The sequence below is a fragment of the Stenotrophomonas sp. STEN054 genome, from assembly GCF_056854535.1.
In genome coordinates, this window is sequence record NZ_JBXFWG010000002.1 from 147,894 (window position 1) to 165,458 (window position 17,565).

15 protein-coding genes are annotated in these 17,565 nt (G+C 67.7%); all 15 read left to right on the forward strand.

Annotation, left to right across the window (positions count from 1 at the left end; genetic code table 11):
- Positions 1-13: 13 nt before the first annotated feature.
- The 15 genes from AC1VXD_RS01555 (at position 14) to bamA (ending at position 17,328) form a co-directional block, all read left to right on the forward strand.
- Complete coding sequence (locus tag AC1VXD_RS01555) at positions 14-751, forward strand: fimbrial biogenesis chaperone (protein ID WP_482990528.1); 738 nt, start codon at positions 14-16, stop codon at positions 749-751.
- Positions 705-3,107 (forward strand): fimbria/pilus outer membrane usher protein, encoded by a 2,403-nt coding sequence (locus AC1VXD_RS01560; protein WP_482990529.1) that lies wholly within the window; start codon positions 705-707, stop codon positions 3,105-3,107. The genes AC1VXD_RS01555 and AC1VXD_RS01560 overlap by 47 nt, the downstream gene beginning before the upstream one ends.
- Positions 3,104-4,144 (forward strand): Csu type fimbrial protein, encoded by a 1,041-nt coding sequence (locus AC1VXD_RS01565; protein ID WP_482990530.1) that lies wholly within the window; start codon positions 3,104-3,106, stop codon positions 4,142-4,144. The genes AC1VXD_RS01560 and AC1VXD_RS01565 overlap by 4 nt, the downstream gene beginning before the upstream one ends.
- A gap of 40 nt (positions 4,145-4,184) precedes the next feature.
- Positions 4,185-4,526 carry a hypothetical protein gene (locus AC1VXD_RS01570; protein WP_482990531.1) on the forward strand — a complete coding sequence of 114 codons (342 nt, stop codon included), beginning with the start codon at positions 4,185-4,187 and terminating at the stop codon, positions 4,524-4,526.
- A complete protein-coding gene (locus tag AC1VXD_RS01575) occupies positions 4,526-5,230 on the forward strand; it encodes a fimbrial biogenesis chaperone (RefSeq protein ID WP_482990532.1) in 705 nt (234 codons plus the stop codon). Before AC1VXD_RS01570 ends, AC1VXD_RS01575 begins: the two co-directional genes overlap by 1 nt.
- A 219-nt stretch (positions 5,231-5,449) precedes the next feature.
- Positions 5,450-6,256 (forward strand): 30S ribosomal protein S2, encoded by an 807-nt coding sequence (gene rpsB / locus AC1VXD_RS01580; protein ID WP_116863041.1) that lies wholly within the window; start codon positions 5,450-5,452, stop codon positions 6,254-6,256.
- Positions 6,257-6,381: 125 nt separating this feature from the next.
- Positions 6,382-7,257 carry a translation elongation factor Ts gene (gene tsf, locus AC1VXD_RS01585; protein WP_108768307.1) on the forward strand — a complete coding sequence of 292 codons (876 nt, stop codon included), beginning with the start codon at positions 6,382-6,384 and terminating at the stop codon, positions 7,255-7,257.
- Positions 7,258-7,581: 324 nt separating this feature from the next.
- The gene (locus AC1VXD_RS01590; RefSeq protein WP_482990533.1) at positions 7,582-9,120 is read left to right on the forward strand and encodes a sensor domain-containing diguanylate cyclase; all 1,539 of its coding nucleotides are present in this window, start codon (positions 7,582-7,584) and stop codon (positions 9,118-9,120) included.
- 119 nt (positions 9,121-9,239) lie between these two features.
- Complete coding sequence (gene pyrH, locus AC1VXD_RS01595; protein ID WP_079221256.1) at positions 9,240-9,968, forward strand: UMP kinase; 729 nt, start codon at positions 9,240-9,242, stop codon at positions 9,966-9,968.
- Positions 9,969-10,065: 97 nt separating this feature from the next.
- Positions 10,066-10,620 (forward strand): ribosome recycling factor, encoded by a 555-nt coding sequence (gene frr / locus AC1VXD_RS01600; RefSeq protein ID WP_108768305.1) that lies wholly within the window; start codon positions 10,066-10,068, stop codon positions 10,618-10,620.
- 5 nt (positions 10,621-10,625) lie between these two features.
- Positions 10,626-11,393: a polyprenyl diphosphate synthase gene (gene uppS / locus AC1VXD_RS01605; RefSeq protein ID WP_116863044.1), complete on the forward strand. Its 768-nt coding sequence runs from the start codon at positions 10,626-10,628 to the stop codon at positions 11,391-11,393.
- The gene (locus AC1VXD_RS01610) at positions 11,390-12,226 is read left to right on the forward strand and encodes a phosphatidate cytidylyltransferase (protein WP_313053089.1); all 837 of its coding nucleotides are present in this window, start codon (positions 11,390-11,392) and stop codon (positions 12,224-12,226) included. The genes uppS and AC1VXD_RS01610 overlap by 4 nt, the downstream gene beginning before the upstream one ends.
- Positions 12,227-12,228: 2 nt before the next feature.
- Entirely contained in the window at positions 12,229-13,419 is a 1,191-nt protein-coding gene (locus tag AC1VXD_RS01615; protein WP_482990534.1) for a 1-deoxy-D-xylulose-5-phosphate reductoisomerase, read from the forward strand.
- Between the two features lie 55 nt (positions 13,420-13,474).
- Entirely contained in the window at positions 13,475-14,833 is a 1,359-nt protein-coding gene (gene rseP, locus AC1VXD_RS01620; protein ID WP_482990535.1) for an RIP metalloprotease RseP, read from the forward strand.
- A gap of 74 nt (positions 14,834-14,907) precedes the next feature.
- On the forward strand, positions 14,908-17,328 hold the full coding sequence (gene bamA, locus AC1VXD_RS01625; RefSeq protein WP_482990536.1) for an outer membrane protein assembly factor BamA: 2,421 nt from the start codon (positions 14,908-14,910) through the stop codon (positions 17,326-17,328).
- Positions 17,329-17,565 lie beyond the last annotated feature (237 nt).

Genomic DNA, 17,565 nt, shown 5'->3' on the forward strand with positions numbered 1-17,565 from the left:
GGGGTGGCATCGGATGGCCCTTCCCCGCCCGTGGCTCGCCACTGGGGTGGCGCTGCTGCTCGGCCTCGCACTGTCGGCCACCGCGGCGGCGGCCACCAGCATGCAGGTGGCGCCCACCAGCCTGCAGATGGATCCACGCCAGCGCGCCGCCGAACTGTGGCTGACCAACAGTGGTGCGTCACCGGTGAAGGTGCAGGTGCGGGTCTACCGCTGGAGCCAGCAGGACGGCGAGGAGCAGCTGCTGCTCACCACCGACCTGATGGCCACCCCCCCGATGAAGGAAATGGCGGCCGGCCAGCAACAGCTGATCCGGGTGATGCGTACCGACCCGCAGCCCCCCGCCAGCCAGCAGTACTACCGCCTGATCGTCGACGAGGTGCCGGACCTGGCTACCCGCGCCGAAGGCATGCAGTTCGTCCTCCGTTATTCCATCCCGGTGTTCATCCAGCCCGGCGGTGGCGGCACGCTGGCCCCGCAGCTGCAGGCCCGGCTGGTGCGGCTGGACGATGGCCGCAACGGAGTGGAAATCCGCAACAGCGGCAACAGCTATGCGCAGATCGCCGACCTGGCGCTGGGCAGCGCCAAGCGGCCGCGCATCATCCACCCGGGGCTGCTCGGCTACGTGCTGCCCGGGCAGGTGATGCGCTGGCCGCTGGAACGCACGGCGATCGACCGCGACAACGACGAGATCACGGCCAAGCTCAATGGCGAGTCCGCGCAGACACCGCTATCGCCCCCACAGGCTCGCTGAGGCCCTGGTGAGCGCGCTGCTGGGTGCGGCACTGGCTCCCGCGGCAACGCTTGCCGCCGATGTCTCCGGGGTGTCTGCCGATGCCATCCTGCCGGCACCGACCCCGCTCACCGCCACCCAGACCCTGTATCTGGACGTGCTGCTGAACAGCACGCCGCGCGGGCTGCTGCCCTTCGTTGAAGACCGTGGCCGCCTGCAGGCCCGCCCCGAGGTGCTGCGCCAGCTCGGCTTCAACACCACCGGCCAAGCGCCGGTTTTCCTGGACCAGCTCGACGGCGTGGTGGTGCGCTATGACGCCGGCCTGCAGACCCTCGCGCTGGACGTGCCACTGGACCAGCTGACCCTGCCGACCACCGTGCTCAGCCGCCCGCAGGTGAATGCGCCCAGCGGCAAGGCCTCGCCCGGCGTGCTGTTCAACTACGACGTGTACGGCAGCCGCGTCGACGATCTGGCCAATCTGAGCGTGGCCTCGGAAATGCGCATCTTCGGGCTCGGCGACGGCACGTTCGAGAACACCACCATCAGCCGTCGCTACCAGCAGGCCGGGGATCGCCACTGGCGCAGCGAAAGCGTGCGCCTGGACACGCGCTGGACCCTGGATTTCCCGGAGCAGGCGCTGACTCTGGAAGTGGGTGATTTCTACAGCGGCTACGTCGACTGGTCACGACCGGTGCGCCTGGGCGGCATCCAGATCGGCCGCAACTATGGGCTGCAGCCTTACCGCGTGCTGACCCCGACCCCGTCGTTCCTCGGCCAGGCTGTGGTGCCCTCCACCGTCGAGCTCTACGTGGACGGCCTGCGTCAGTACAGCGGCCAGGTCCCGATCGGCCCGTTCCAGCTGGCTGCGCAGCCGGGCATCAGCGGCACCGGCAGCGCGCAGGTGGTGGTGACCGATGCGTTCGGCCGCATGCAGACGCTGGACTTCAGTTTCTATGGCACCCAGCAGCTGCTGGCCAAAGGCCTCTCGGACTGGTCGCTGGGCGTGGGCCGGCTGCGCGAGCAGTTCGGCGAGCGCTCCTTCGCCTACGACGACCGTACCGTGGCAAGCGCCAACTGGCACGGCGGCATCAGCGACCGCTTCACCGGCGAGATCCATGCCGAAGGCGGCGCCGGCCTGGCCGAGGCCGGCATGGGCGGCTGGTGGCAGCTGGGCAGCGCCGGCGTGGTCAACCTGGCCTACGCACACAGCCGTTACCAGGGCCTGCAGGGCGGGCAATGGGCGGTGGGTTACAGCTGGAACAACCGCCGTTTCAACTTCAACCTGCGCAGCGTGCGCAGCCACGGCGATTTCCGCGATCTGGGCGCACTGCAGGACAACCTGCCACCCAGCATCAGCGAGCAGGCCACCGTCGGCGTGGACCTGCTGAAACTGGGCACGCTCAGCGCCAGCTACCTGCGGCTGCGCTACCCCGACGGCGACGACAACCGCTATGCCAGCCTGTTCTGGTCCCGCAGCTGGAGCCCGCGCTGGTCGGCCTACCTGTCGGTCAACCAGAACCTGGACAGATCCGAGGACCGCAGCATCTACCTGTCACTGACTGCCAGCCTGGGCAACAACCGCCAGGCCAGCGTGTCCAGCCAGCGCAACGGCGGCACCCAGAGCTGGGTGGCCGATGTCACCCAGCCGGTGCCGGGCGACGGCAGCGCCAGCGGCATCGGCTGGCGCGCCCAGATCCGCCAGGGCGACGACGGCACCGGCGGCCTGGCCGAGGTCGGCATCCTCAACGACGTCGGCCGCTATTCGTTCGGCGCATCACGCCAAGGCGGACTGAACTTCGCCTATGCCAGCGCCAGTGGCAGCCTGGTGTGGATGGACGGGCATACCTTCGCCACGCGCGAAGTCTCCGATGCCTTCGCGGTGGTCAGCACCAGCGGCGTCGGCGGCGTGCCCGTGCGGCTGGAAAACCGGCTGATCGGCGTGACCGACGATCGCGGCCTGCTGCTGGTCAGCCCGCTGCTGTCCTGGCAGCGCAACCGCGTCTCGATCGACACCCTGGACCTGCCGGCCGACATGCGCGCCGACCGCATCGAGGACTGGGTCACGCCGCGCCAGCGGGCCGGCACCGGGGTGACCTTCAAGCTGCGCGCACGGCCGTCGGTGACGCTGATCCTGCAGGACCTGCAGGGCCAACCGCTGGAGGCCGGCAGCGAGGTCCGGCTGCCCGATGGCCGCCAGGCCACGGTGGGCTACGACGGCCTGCTGTACCTGGAAGACGTCAGCCCCGGCACCACGCTGTGCGTCACCACCAGCAGCGGCCAGTGCCGTTCCCGCGTGCCGGAGCAGCCGCAGGTGGTGGCCAGCGGCGCGCAGCCGCGCCCGGCCGCCCTGCAATGCATCCCGGAGACCGCGCCATGACCGCCCGCCACCTGCTGCTGGTCCTGCTGCTGCTGGCCGGCCTGGCGGTGGCGGCACCGGCCCGCGCCACCGCGACCTGCGTGGCGACCGCCAATCCGACGCTGCCGTTCGGCACCATCACCAGCCTCGCGGCTGGCCCCGCCACTGCCACGCTGAACATCACCGTCACCTGCAGCACAGCCGCGCTGAGCCTGCTGGCCACCACCGGCGTGCGGGTCTGCGTCGGCATTGGCCCCGGCACCGGAGGCAGCAACTCCGCCTGGCGGACGATGACCACCGGCAGCGCCGACACGATGAATTTCCAGCTCTACAACGACCCAGGCCTCAGCCAGGTCACCGGCCTGGTGCCGCGCGGCACGCCCCCGGCGCAGGAGCTGACCATGAGCTACAACGTGCCAGTGCTGACCGGCGGCAGTGGCGCGCAGAGCACCAGCCTGACGGCGCAGATCCCGGCCAACCAGGCGCTGGCCTCCGGTGCCTACAGCAGCACCTTCAGCGGTGCCAGCGTGGTGCTCACCTGGGCCTGGAACGAAGTCCTGCTCGGCACCGCGACGGTGCCGGCCACGTGCAACGGCGGCGCCACCGGCACCGCCACGGCCAGCGCGGCCTTCAGCTTCACCGCCACCGCCAACGTGCTGCCGCTGTGTGGCAGCTACGTCACCACCGACATGAACTTCGGCAACGTTACCGGCGGCATCCCCGCCAACATCGACCAGACCGCCACCGTGACCCTGACCTGCCTGAAGAACACCGCCTACCAGGTCAGCCTCGACAACGGCCAGAACAACCCAGCCGCCACCAGCACGCGGCGGATGAGCACGACCATCGGTGGCAGCAGGTACTACCTGGGCTACGAGCTGTACCGCGATGCCGCGCGCAGCCAGCGCTGGGGCAACACCCTCACCGTGGACACTGCCAGCGGCACCGGCACCGGCACGGCGCAGCAGCTGACCATCTACGGCCGCGTGCCGCCGATGACGGGACAGCCGCCGGCCGGCACCTACAACGACCGGATCACGGTGACCATCACCTATTGAACCCGCATGCCCTGGACCGCGCTTTTCGTAGCGTCGAGCCATGCTCGACTGCGCCTTTTTCTCTACAGATCCACCGATCGCGGCCGATACCGCGCTCAGGGATTTCCAGCAGGGCAGACGGCCGGTGGTACGTGCGCTATCGATGACAGCGATGCTGGCAGCCAGCATGACCGCCCGGGCCGAGCCGGCGACCACCGCCCTGCAGATCCGCCTGGTGGTGGTCGAGGGCTGCGCCACCGCGTCCGGCACGACCGACCCCTGCCCGGTCCCCGCCCAGTACAGCGAGGCCCCGGCCCTGCCCGCGCAGGTCCGTGAGCTCGCACCGCCGACCGGGGACGAAGGCGGCCGCGTGCTGCCCGAACCACCCACGGTCTACTACTGATGCCCGGGCGCCGGCTTCCCGGCCTGCTGGCTCTGCTGCTGGCCCTGCCGGCGGCGGCACTGGAGCTGGTGCCGACCACCCTGCAGCTGCCCGCGGCCGGCGGCCGTACCGAACTGTGGCTGTACAACCCCGGCCCGGGGCCCTGGCGCGGGCGCCTGCAGATCTGGGCCTGGGACCAGCAGACCGGTGCCGAACGGCTGCAGCGCAGCGAGCAGGTCCTGGCCAGTCCTACCCTGATCGACCTGCCCGCCGGCGCCCGCCAGCGGGTCTGGCTGCTGCCACGAACGCCCGCACGGGTCGCCGCCGAACAGGCCTACCGGGTGATGCTGACCCCCGATGACCGCCGGCAGTCGCGCTATTCCCTGCCACTGTTCCGCGGCGGTGATCCCACCGGCGCGCGGGCCCGGCTCTGGGTGGAGACGGCCGGCGATGCGGCGCAGCCCCAGCTGAGACTGCATAATGAGGGGCCCCGCCACGCCCGCCTCAGCGACCTCGTGTACGAGGACGCGCAGGGCGAGCCGCACGTGCTGCTGCCCGGTCTCGCCGGGTATGTGCTGGCCGCCCGGGAGCGCCATTGGCAGCTGCCGCCCCGTACCGACAGCTACCGAGGCGGCCGTTTCCTGGCCCGCCTGCAGGATGGACAGGTGCAGGTCCTGCCTGCGCCCGGACCCGCAATTGCAGCGGACGCCGCCGCCGGGCTATAATCGCCGGGATGTCCTGCCGCCCTGTGCGCGGAACACCGTCCACGCCGTACGTCATCGGCGAATCCACACTTGTTGCCCCCATCCGTGCCGGGGTGCTCCGCAAGGAGTTCGGCCACGGAGGCAACAGGGAAGCCCAACCCCGGAACCATCAGCGCTTCCACGCGTCCCGCATACCTATCCCGCGGGCGGAATCGCCGGTTCCCCGTCAGGAGTATTGCAATGCCCCAGGTCACCATGCGTCAGATGCTGGAAGCCGGCGTCCACTTCGGCCACCAGACCCGCTACTGGAACCCCAAGATGGCTCCGTACATCTTCGGCGCCCGCGGCAAGATCCACATCATCAACCTGGAAAAGACCGTCCCGCTGTTCAACGACGCGATGAACTTCATCTCGTCGGTTGCCCAGAAGCGCGGCACCGTCCTGTTCCTGGGCACCAAGCGCAGCGCCCGCGAAACCATCCGTGAAGAAGCCGAGCGTTGCGGCATGCCGTTCATGAACCAGCGTTGGCTGGGCGGCACCCTGACCAACTTCCGTACCGTCAAGCAGTCGGTTGCCCGCCTGAAGGAACTGGAAGCCGGTGAATCCGACGGCACCTTCGAGAAGCTGGTCAAGCACGAAGTGCTGGGCCTGCGTCGCGAGCGCGACAAGCTGGAAGCCTCGCTGGGCGGCATCAAGGACATGAACCGTCTGCCGGACGCCATCTTCGTGATCGACATCGGCCACGAAGACATCGCGATCAAGGAAGCCAAGAAGCTGGGCATCCCGGTCATCGCCGTGGTCGACACCAACTACAACCCGGAACTGGTCGACTACGCGATCCCGGGCAACGACGACGCCATCCGCGCTGTGCAGCTGTACGCCCGCGCCGCTGCCGACGCCGTGCTGGAAGGCAAGGCTGCTGCTCCGCACGCTGCTTCGGTGCGTGAAGAAGAGTTCGCCGAAGCCGCTGCTGCCGAAGAAGGCAAGCCGGCCCGTCGCGCACCGGCCAAGAAGGCTGCTGCTGACAAGGGCGAAGCCCAGGCCTGATCCAGGCCCCGGTGGGCGCCCTGCGCCCACCTGTCCTGACCGCTGCCACTGGCGCGGCGACCGGACACTGTCACACGGGCCGGCCACCATGCCGGCCCAACCCCTTTCTTTCGTGAGGTAATCCCGTGGAAATCACTGCTTCCCTGGTCAAGGAACTGCGCGAGCGCACCGGCGCCGGCATGATGGAATGCAAGAAGGCGCTGACCGAAGCCGGCGGCGACATCAACGCCGCTGCTGAAGCCCTGCGCAAGTCGGGCGCCGCCAAAGCCGACAAGAAGGCTGACCGCGTGGCCGCCGAAGGCCGTCTGGGCCTGGCTCAGGACGGCGGCAAGGCCGTGCTGGTCGAGATCAACTCGGAAACCGACTTCGTTGCCAACGACGTCAACTTCAAGAACTTCGTCGATTCCGTCGCCGCTGCCGCCCTGGCATCGGGCGCCGTTGACGCCGAAGCCCTGAAGACCGCCAAGCTGGCCTCCGGCGAAACCGTCGAAGAAGCCCGTGCCACCGCGATCCAGAAGCTGGGTGAAAACATCCAGATCCGTCGCCTGGTCAAGGTCGACACCACCGGCAACGTCGGTGCCTACGTCCACACCAACGGCAAGGTCGGCGTGCTGGTTGACCTGATCGGCGGCGACGTCGAGCTGGCCCGTGGCCTGGCCATGCACGTGGCTGCGCTGAAGCCGCCGCACAACAAGGCTGCCGATGTGCCGGCCGAGTTCGTGGAAAAGGAAAAGGAAATCGAACTGGCCAAGATGTCCGAGAAGGACAAGTCCAAGCCGGCCGACATCCTGGAAAAGATCATCGCCGGCAAGATCAACAAGATCGTCAGCGAAGTGACCCTGTACGGCCAGACCTACGTGCTGGGCGACACCACCGTCGAGCAGGTGGTCAAGGCCGCCGGCGCCGACGTGGCTGGCTTCCAGCTGCTGGTTGTCGGTGAAGGCATCGAGAAGGTGGTTGAAGACTACGCCGCCGAAGTTGCCAAGGCGATGCAGGTCTGATTCCAGCCCACCGGCTGTAAAACGACCAGAAGGAGCCGCGGGAAACCGCGGCTCTTTTTTTTATGCCCATGGGTGTGCACCGCGGGTGCCTGCACTCTCTCTCCGGTAGGTGCGCACTCCCCTCTCTCCGGTAGGTGCGCACTCCCCTCTCCCCGGTAGGTGCGCACCGTTGGTGCGCACATCCAGAGCAAGGATCTTTGCGTTATCCGCCATTCAAGCCGATACTCGACACAGGGGAATACGCAATCGCATAACAGGAACAGAAGTCGCAGACTGTGATGTATCCCTAGGTATTCTTGTCCTAATGGAATTGAACGATCCGACATGCCTCCTGAGCTGACTGCTGCCCTGGCGCTGTGCCGCAACCTGCCCTCGCCTCCCGGTATTGCCCTGCGCATCATCGAACTGGCCCAGGACCCGGAAGCGGACATCGCCACCGCCGCCGACATCATCGCCATCGACATGGCGCTGAGCGCTCGCATGCTGCGCATCGCCAACTCGCCGCTGTATGCCAGCCGGCGCCGCATCGAGAACCTCGGCCAGGCACTGACCATGCTCGGCCTCAACGCCACCATCAGCCTGGCGCTGGGCTTCACCGTCACCCAGGGCCTGACTGGTGGAAGCGGCGCCGACCACGACCTGCGCCAGCGCGCCTGGAAGCGCAGCATCCTCAGCGCCCTGGCCGCCAGCCAGCTGGGCCAGGCCCGCGGCCTGCGCCGGCTGGAAGAGCTGATGCTGGCCGGCCTGCTGCAGGACATGGGCGTGCTGTGCCTGGCCCAGGCCGAATCCGAGCGCTACCTGCCCCTGCTGCGCGAAGCCGGCGGCAACCTGGACCTGCTCGCCCGCGAGCGCAAGGAACTGGGCTGCACCCACGCCGACGTCGGCGCCTGGGTGGCCGAACAGTGGGGCCTGCCGCGCTACCTGGTGGACAGCATCCGCCTGAGCGAGTCCGAGCCCGCCACCGACAACACCTTCCAGGCCTGCGTCCAGCTCTCAGGCGCGGTTGCCGACATCTGGCTGGACGAGGATGCCGACGGCGCGCGCGAACGCGCCCTGCACGAGGTCCACGAGCGCCTGCAGCTGGACAGCGCGCGCTTCGACCAGGTGCTGGCGCGCATCAGCGACGCGCTGCCGGACATCGCCAGCCTGTTCGAGACCGGCCTCAGCTCGCCCTCCCGCGTGCGCGAGCTGATCGACCACGCGCAGGAACTGACCACGCTGCGCAACCTGCGTGAAATGCAGGATGCCGAGCAGGCGCGCCGCCGCGCCGACGAATTCGAGGCGCGGGCAAAGCGCCTGGCCGACCAGGCCCACCGCGACGCCCTCACCGGCGTGCTCAACCGCCGCCAGCTGGAAACCGTGCTCGACCAGGAGTTTCAGCGCGCCGGCCGGCAGGGCTGGCCGCTGTCGGTGGCCTTCATCGACCTGGACGATTTCAAGAAAATCAACGATGCCCACGGCCACCTGACCGGTGACGAGGTGCTGCGCGTGTTCGCCAACAAGCTGCAGGGCCAGCTGCGCAACAGCGACACCGTGGCCCGCTTCGGCGGCGAGGAATTCGTCGCACTGCTGCCCAACACCAGCGAAGCAGTGGCCCTGGACGTGATCCGCCGCGTGCTGGCCAGCATCGTCTCCACCCCGATGGTCGAACTGGAGGGCGGGCCGCTGTTCGTGACCTTCTCCGCTGGCGTGGCCACCCAGGGTGGTTACGAGCGCTTTGCCGGCGTGCAGGACCTGCTGCGGGCGGCCGATGACGTGCTGTACCGCTCCAAGAACCTGGGCCGTAACCGCGTCATCGCGCGCTCGCCCGGCGAACTGGGGCATGATGAGCTGTCTGCCACCGCAGGCGCCGAACTGGGTTGAACCCGCTGCCCCGGCTGAACGGGGCAGTGCAGCCTTCTGCGCCGCAGTGCACAAAATGCTTTGGCCGCGCGCCGCATGCGCGTAGAATCCCCCGCGATTTCCACGCTCACGAGGTCCATATGTCCAAGCTCGCCTATCGCCGCATCCTTCTGAAACTATCCGGGGAGGCGCTGATGGGAGATGAGGACTACGGCATCGACCCGAAGATCATCAACCGCCTGGCCCGTGAAGTGATCGAGGCCCAGCAGGCGGGCGCCGAAGTAGCGCTGGTGATCGGCGGCGGCAACATCTTCCGCGGCGCCGGCCTGGCCGCAGGCGGCATGGACCGCGTCACCGGCGACCAGATGGGCATGCTGGCCACGGTCATCAACGCCCTGGCCATGCAGGACGCGCTGGAGAAGCTCGGCGCCAAGGCCCGCGTGATGAGCGCCATCAAGATCAACGACGTGTGCGAGGACTACATCCGCCGCCGCGCCATCCGCCACCTGGAAAAGGGCCGCCTGGTGATCTTCGCCGCCGGCGTCGGCAGCCCGTTCTTCACCACCGACTCGGGCGCCGCCCTGCGCGCGATCGAGATCGGCGCGGACCTGCTGCTGAAGGCCACCAAGGTCGATGGCGTGTACGACAAGGACCCGAACAAGCACAGCGATGCGGTCCGCTTCGACAGCCTGAGCTACGACGAAGTGATCCGCCGCGGCCTGGAAGTCATGGATACCGCGGCCTTCGCCCTGGCCCGTGACAGCGACCTGCCGATGCGCGTGTTCGACATGGGCCAGCCGGGCGAGCTGCTGAAGATCCTCGGCGGCGCCAACATCGGCACCCTGGTCCAGGGCCGCGATCCGGCCTGAGCCTGAGCGGCAGGCGTGCTGCGGGCCGATCCAGGCCCGTCAGCGTCCCGTATTCGCCTATAATCGCCCGATTCCAGTTACATCCAGGACCCGGGCGATGCTCAACGACATCAAGAACAACGCGCAGACGCGCATGGCCAAGAGCATCGACGCTCTGAAGCACACCCTCACCTCGATCCGCACCGGGCGTGCCACTCCCGCCCTGCTGGACCGCGTCACGGTCAATGCCTACGGCAACGCCAGCACCCCGCTGAACCAGGTCGCGTCGATCTCCAACGCCGATGCCCACTCGCTGCTGGTCACGCCCTTCGACAAGAGCATGATCAAGGAAATCGAGAAGGGCCTGTACAACCACGAGTTCACCCCGAACACGCTGGGCGCGGCCATCCGCATCAACATGCCGCCGCCGACCGAAGAGCGCCGCAAGGAGTTGGCCAAGCAGGTGCAGAAGGAAGGCGAAGGCGCCAAGATCGCCATCCGCAACATCCGCCAGGACGCCAACAAGGAAGTGGCCAAGCTGGTCAAGGACAAGGCGATCAGCGAAGACGAGAAGAAGCGCGGCGAAGACGACATCCAGAAGCTGACTGACAGCAGCATCAAGGACGTCGACAAGGTCGTCGCCGACAAGGAAAAGGAACTGTTGTCGGTCTGAAGTCGATGCCTTCAGTCCCGCCTCCGTTGCCGGCCGCCCTGCCCCGCCACGTCGCCATCATCATGGATGGCAACGGGCGCTGGGCACAGCAGCGCCGCCGCCCGCGCGTGATCGGCCACCGTGCCGGCGCGCGCGCGGTCAACCGCACCATCGACCGTTGCCTTGAACTGGGCATTCCGGCGCTGACTCTGTTCGCGTTCTCCAGCGAGAACTGGGGCCGCCCGCAGGAAGAAGTCGATGCCCTGATGAAGCTGTTCCTCGGCGCCCTCGACCGTGAAGTGGACGAGCTGCATCGCCGTGGTGTGCGCGTGCGCTTCATCGGCGAACGCGAGCGTTTCGGCGCCGGGCTGGTCAGCCGCATGCAGCTGGCCGAACAGCGCACCGCCGACAATACCACGCTGACCCTGTCGATCGCCGCCAGCTACGGTGGCCGCCAGGACATCGCCCGCGCCGCCCGTGCGCTGGCCGCGGAAGTGGCTGCCGGCCGCCTGCTGCCCGAGCAGATCGACGAATCACTGCTGGGCCGCCAGGTCGCCCTGGCAGACCTGCCGCCGCCGGACCTGTTCATCCGCACCGGTGGCGATACCCGCATCAGCAACTTCCTGCTGTGGCAGCTGGCATATACCGAGCTGTGGTTCACCGAGGCATTGTGGCCGGACTTTGATTCCGGGCAGCTGCAGCAGGCGCTGGACGCCTACGCCAGCCGTGAACGCCGCTTCGGCCTGACCAGCGCCCAGATCGCCGCCCTGGCCACCGAGACGCCCAGCCCATGACCAAGACCCGAGTTCTCGCCGCGCTGATCATGGCGCCGGTGGCCATTGCCGCGATCCTGCTGCTGCCTACCCAGTGGCTGGCTGCCGCCGCCGCCGCCGTGTTCCTGATCGGCCTGTGGGAATGGCTGAAGCTGGCCGGCATCGAAGATACCCTCGCCCGTACCGTGCTGCTGGTGCTGAACCTGCTGCTGATGGTGCTGATGGTCTGGGCCGATGGCAGTTCGCTGGTGCTGTTCCAGCTGGCGACCCTGGTTGGCGTGGCCTGGTGGCTGGCCGCCCTGGTCTGGCTGCGCTTCTTCACCTTCGGCGCGCAGCCGGGCAGTCCCGCCCGCATCTTCAAGCTGCTGGCCGGCACCCTCGCCATCGTCCCGGCTTGGGCCTCGCTGGTGCTGATCCATGCCGGCGGCGATCCGCCCGGCCACAACGGCCACCTGTGGCTGCTGGCCGCGCTGGCGCTGGTGTGGGCCGCCGATTCGGGCGCCTATTTCGCCGGCCGCCACTTCGGCAGGCACAAGCTGGCCCCGCGCATCAGTCCCAACAAGACCTGGGAAGGCCTGTTCGGCGGCCTGCTGGCCGGTGTTGCCGTGGCCGTCGGCCTGGGCTGGCTGGCCGGCGTGGACGTCGCGCACCTGCCGGGCCTGCTGGTCACCTCGGTGGTGGCCGTGTTCGCCTCGGTGCTGGGCGACCTGTACGAAAGCCTGATCAAGCGCCATGCCGGCGCCAAGGACTCGGGCCACCTCATTCCTGGCCACGGCGGCGTGCTGGACCGCGTCGACGGTGTGCTGGCTGCCCTGCCGGTGTTCGCGCTGGGCAAGGAAATCTTCGGATTCTGACCATGGATGCTGTTGCAGACCTGCGCCGGGTCGCCGTATTCGGCGCCACCGGCTCGATTGGCGCCTCCACGCTGGACGTGATCGCCCGCCACCCGCAGCGCTATCAGGCCACCGTGCTCGCCGCCGGAAGCCAGGTGCAGGCGCTGCTGGCGCTGTGCCGCCAGCACCGGCCCGCACATGCGGTCATCGCCGACGAGAGCCTGTACGCCGAGCTGCGCGACGGCCTGCGCGACGCCGGCCTGGCCACCGAGGCCCACGCCGGCGCCGCCGCACTGGACCAGCTGGCCGCCAGCGATGCGTGCGACACCGTGGTGGCCGCCATCGTCGGTGCCGCCGGGCTGTCCTCGACCCTGGCCGCCGCTGCTGCCGGCAAGCGCATCCTGCTGGCCAACAAGGAATCGCTGGTGCTGGCCGGCGAACTGCTGACCCGCACCGCCGAGCGTGCCGGCGCCGAGATCATCCCGATCGACAGCGAGCACAGCGCGATCTTCCAGTGCCTGCGCTCGCGCGATGCCAGCCTGGACGGGGCCGGCGTGCGCCGGATCCTGCTGACCGCCTCGGGCGGCCCGTTCCGTGGCCGCAGCCGTGCCGAACTGGAACAGGTGACCCCGGCCCAGGCCGTTGCCCACCCGAAGTGGTCCATGGGCCCGAAGATCTCGGTCGATTCGGCGACGTTGATGAACAAGGGCCTGGAAGTGATCGAGGCGCACCACCTGTTCAAGGTGCCCGGCGAGCGCATCGAGGTGCTGGTCCACCCGCAGAGCCTGGTCCATTCGCTGGTCGAGTTCGTCGACGGCTCGACCCTCGCCCAGCTGGGCCTGCCGGACATGCGCACCACCCTGGCCGTGGGCCTGGGCTGGCCGCAGCGCATCGAATCGGGCGTGTCCGGGCTGGACCTGCTGGCCCAGGGCCGGCTCGATTTCGAAGCCCCTGACACCGAGGCCTTCCCGTGCCTGGCCTTGGCCTGGCAGGCGATGGAGGCCGGCGGCACCGCTCCGGCGGTGCTGAACGCGGCCAATGAAGAGGCTGTTTCAGCGTTTCTTCAGGGCCGGATCGGTTTCCTGAGCATTCCCGCACTGGTTGCTAACGCTCTTTCAACACTGCCGACCGAAGCAGCCGATACACTGGACGGCCTGTTGTCCGCCGACCAGCGGGCCCGCCAGTTGACCCTGAACGCCATCGACGCCGCCTGAACGCCACGCCCCTATCGCATGACGCCGCTGCCATTGCCCGCCACCGTGAGCCTGCATGACTGACTTCATCGGATCGGTCTGGTGGATGATCGTCAGCCTCGGGCTGCTGGTCACCTTCCACGAGTTCGGGCACTACGCGGTGGGCCGCCTCTGTGGGGTGAAGGTGCTGCGCTTCTCGGTCGGCTTCGGCCGCCCGCTGTGGTCGCGCCGCGACAAGCACGGCACCGAGTTCGCCATCGCCGCCCTGCCGCTGGGCGGGTACGTGAAATTCCTCGACGAGCGCGAGGTCGAGGTGCACCCGCATGAGCGCGGGCAGGCCTTCAACCACAAGACCGTCTGGCAGCGCATCGCGATCGTTGCCGCCGGCCCCGTCGCCAACCTGCTGCTGTGCATCCTGCTGCTGTGGGCGATGTTCGTGATCGGCAAGCAGGATTATTCGGCCACCATCGGCCGTACCACCGGCATCGCCGCCAGCGCCGGCCTGGCCAGCGGCGACCGCGTGCTGCGCGTGGACGACCGCGACGTGGTCACCCTGGGCGATGCCAGCATGGCCCTGACCGCGGCGGCGATGGACCGGCGTGACGTGACCCTGGAGGTGCTGGACAGCAGCGAGCAGGTGCGCAAGCGCACGCTGCCGCTGTCGCAGCTGCCGGCCGGCTTCGATGAACGCCGCGTGCCGAGTCTGGCTGGCCTGCAGTGGCAGGCATCGCTGCAGCCGGCGCAGGTGGACAGCCTGACCGCCGATTCGGCCGTGGCCGGCCTGCTGCAGCCGGGTGACCTGATCGTGGCCATCGACGGCCAGCGCATCGAAGGCGCCGACCAGGTCAGCGCGCAGATCCAGGAACTGGGCCGCCGTGGTGGCCCGGGGATGATCGAAGTGCTGCGCGGTGGCGAGCGCCTGGCGCTGGAAGTGACCCCGCGCGCGGGCAAGGACGGCCAGGGCAAGCCGGTCTGGCAGATCGGCGTGGGCTTCTCCGGCGCGTTCAGCCCCGCCTACGACACCCTGATGCGGTACGGGCCGCTCGATGCGGTGACCGTGGCCGTGCGCGAAACCGGCCGCCTGGCCTCCGATTCGCTGGGCATGATGGCCCGCATCGTCACCGGCAAAGCCTCGCTGCAGAACGTTTCCGGCCCGGTCACCATTGCCCGCGTGGCCAATGTTTCGGCCAAACGCGGCCTCGATTGGTTCCTGCAGTTCCTTGCGCTGCTGTCGCTGAGCCTGTGCATCATCAACCTGCTGCCGATTCCCATCTTGGACGGCGGGCACCTGCTGTATTACCTTATCGAGTTGGTCAAGGGCAGCCCGCTGAGCGAGCGTGCCATCGCCGCAGGTCAGTACATCGGCCTTGCGTTGCTGGCCGGGCTGATGGGGCTGGCGTTCTACAACGACATCCTCGGCCTGGTCCCGCGATGAACTTTTCCACGTTTTTGGCGTCTACAGCGCCGGCATCCCGTACCAATGAAATCGACCTTCCTACCGGACGTGACATGACGCGACTCCCCAATCGCCGCCTGCTGGCCCTCGCCCTCGCCGCCGTCACCGGCGCTCCCGCCCTGGCCCAGGCAGCCGAGCCCTTCACTGTCAGCGACATCCGCGTCGACGGCCTGCAGCGCATCAGTTCGGGTACGGTGTTCACCTACCTGCCGGTGGAACGTGGCGAGACGGTCACCGACAGCAAGGTCGGCGAGACCATCCGCGCCCTCTACAAGACCGGCTTCTTCGAAGACGTACAGCTGGATCGCCAGGGCAACATCCTGGTCGTGACCGTCAAGGAACGCCCGGCGATCAACAAGCTGACCGTGACCGGCAACAAGGACATCAAGTCCGACCAGCTGCTCAAGGGCCTGTCCGACATCGGCCTGACCGAGGGCGGCACCTTCGACCGCCTGAGCCTGGACCGCGTGACGCAGGAACTGCGCCGCCAGTACAACGACCGTGGCAAGTACAACGTCGAGATCACCCCGACAGTGAGCCCGCTGGACCGCAACCGCGTGGACATCGCCATCGCGATCAAGGAAGGCAAGGCCGCCAAGATCCAGCACGTCAACCTGGTCGGTACCGAGAAGTACGACAGCCAGGACATCCTGGAAACCTGGGAATCCAAGGAGCACAACTGGGCGTCGTGGTACCGCCGCGATGACCAGTACTCCAAGGAAAAGCTGTCCGGCGACCTGGAAAAGCTGAACTCCTGGTACCTGGACCGCGGCTACGTCGACTTCAGCATCGACTCGACCCAGGTCTCGATCAGCCCGGACAAGCGCGACATGTTCGTGACGGCCGGCGTGACCGAAGGCAACCAGTACAAGATTTCCGAGATCAAGGTCAGCGGTGACACCGTCCTGCCGCAGGAAGATGTCGAGCGCATGGTCGTGCAGCGCGCCGGCGACACGTTCTCGCGTGCGCTGCTGGAATTCAGCTCCGACGCGATCACCAATTCGCTGTCCAACATCGGCTACGCGTTCGCCAAGGTGAACCCGATCCCGACCACCAACCGTGCCGAACAGACCGTCGCGGTGAACATGCAGGTCGTCCCCGGCCCGCGCGTGTCGGTGCGCCGCATCATCTTCAAGGGCAACACCCGCACCTCCGACGAAGTGATGCGTCGCGAAATGCGCCAGTTCGAGAACAGCTGGTACTCACAGGCTGCGATCGACCGTTCCAAGATCCGCCTGCAGCGCCTGGGCTACTTCGAGTCGGTGGACGTTGAAACCCCGCCGGTCAGTGGCAGCAACGACCAGGTCGACGTGGTCTACAACGTCAAGGAAACCACCTCGGGCAGCTTCGTGTTCGGCCTGGGCTACTCGCAGTCCTACGGCATGACCACCTCGGTGCAGCTGTCGCAGAACAACTTCCTCGGCGGCGGCAACCGGGTGTCGGTGGAAGCCTCGCGCAGCAGCTACCTGCAGCGCTACGGCTTCAGCTACACCAACCCGTACTTCACCGATGATGGCGTGTCGCTGGGCTACAACCTGTCCTGGCGCGAACTGGATTACTCCGACTTCAACACCGCGCAGTACAACAGCACCAATGGTTCGGCGCAGGTGGTGTTCGGCGTGCCGCTGACCGAGACCGACAGCGTTTCGTTGATGTTCGGCATCGACAGCAACCAGATCACGACCTATCCGGGGTCCACCCCGCAGTCGATCATTGACTACATCAACGCCATCGGCACCAAGACGTTCCACGCGTGGCGCACCGAGCTGGGCTGGGCGCGGGATTCGCGCAACGACTACTTCATGCCGACCCGCGGTACCTACCAGCGCATCGGCCTGGAAACCACGCTGCCGGGTTCGACCGTCGAGTACTTCAAGCTGAACTACCAGATCAGCAAGTACTGGCCGATCATCCCGTCGCTGGTGATCAACACCCGTGCGGAAATCGGCTACGGCGACAGCTACGGCAAGGATTACACCCGCAACATCTGCTACACCGCGCCGACCACCGACAACCCGAATCCGACCCAGACCGTGGACTGCACCCCGGCGTCGTCGGATTACGTCAAGACGGTGACTGCCACCGGCCTGCCGTTCTACGAGAACTTCTACGCCGGCGGCACGAATTCGGTGCGCGGCTTCGAAGACAACACCCTCGGTCCGCGCGAGGTGACCTCGGGTTACCCGAACGGCCAGCCGCTGGGTGGCTCGGTGAAGACCGTCGGTTCGGTGGAAGCGTACTTCCCGCGTCTGTTCGACAGCCCGTCCGCCCGCGTGTCGGCCTTCGTCGACTTCGGCAACGTCTACAACGGCACCAGCAACTTCAAGGCCAACGAACTGCGCGTGTCCACCGGTGTGGCCCTGCTGTGGCGCGCCCCGGTCGGCCCGATCTCGATCAGCTATGCGTTCCCGCTGAAGAAGAAGGACGGCGACGAAATCGAGCGCCTGCAATTTACGTTTGGTGGCCAGTTCTAACTGGCCCCCAAACGTTCCCACGGTTTGCGATGCAAACCGCGGGGCCTATCCTGCTCCCTATCCCCCGCTCCGTTACGCATGCCATCCGTGGCATGCGCCCTTCGGGCCGTTGCGTAGCAACGTTGGGAATCGCTCCTGCGATTCCCAGGGGCGCGCCCCCCTTAACAGAAGGGGGGCTCTCCACCAGACGGGTTACGAAGCGCCGGGCTCAACCCGGCGTTTTTGTTTTCGTTGCCG

Coding starts and splice junctions, on each gene's coding strand:
- AC1VXD_RS01590 (WP_482990533.1), top strand. CDS start 7,582: ATGCCTCCTGAGCTGACTGCTGCCCTGGCGCTGTGCCGCAACCTGCCC.
- frr (WP_108768305.1), top strand. CDS start 10,066: ATGCTCAACGACATCAAGAACAACGCGCAGACGCGCATGGCCAAGAGC.
- AC1VXD_RS01565 (WP_482990530.1), top strand. CDS start 3,104: ATGACCGCCCGCCACCTGCTGCTGGTCCTGCTGCTGCTGGCCGGCCTG.
- pyrH (WP_079221256.1), top strand. CDS start 9,240: ATGTCCAAGCTCGCCTATCGCCGCATCCTTCTGAAACTATCCGGGGAG.
- AC1VXD_RS01555 (WP_482990528.1), top strand. CDS start 14: ATGGCCCTTCCCCGCCCGTGGCTCGCCACTGGGGTGGCGCTGCTGCTC.
- uppS (WP_116863044.1), top strand. CDS start 10,626: ATGCCTTCAGTCCCGCCTCCGTTGCCGGCCGCCCTGCCCCGCCACGTC.
- AC1VXD_RS01560 (WP_482990529.1), top strand. CDS start 705: ATGGCGAGTCCGCGCAGACACCGCTATCGCCCCCACAGGCTCGCTGAG.
- rpsB (WP_116863041.1), top strand. CDS start 5,450: ATGCCCCAGGTCACCATGCGTCAGATGCTGGAAGCCGGCGTCCACTTC.
- AC1VXD_RS01615 (WP_482990534.1), top strand. CDS start 12,229: ATGGATGCTGTTGCAGACCTGCGCCGGGTCGCCGTATTCGGCGCCACC.
- bamA (WP_482990536.1), top strand. CDS start 14,908: ATGACGCGACTCCCCAATCGCCGCCTGCTGGCCCTCGCCCTCGCCGCC.
- AC1VXD_RS01570 (WP_482990531.1), top strand. CDS start 4,185: ATGCTCGACTGCGCCTTTTTCTCTACAGATCCACCGATCGCGGCCGAT.
- AC1VXD_RS01610 (WP_313053089.1), top strand. CDS start 11,390: ATGACCAAGACCCGAGTTCTCGCCGCGCTGATCATGGCGCCGGTGGCC.
- rseP (WP_482990535.1), top strand. CDS start 13,475: ATGACTGACTTCATCGGATCGGTCTGGTGGATGATCGTCAGCCTCGGG.
- AC1VXD_RS01575 (WP_482990532.1), top strand. CDS start 4,526: ATGCCCGGGCGCCGGCTTCCCGGCCTGCTGGCTCTGCTGCTGGCCCTG.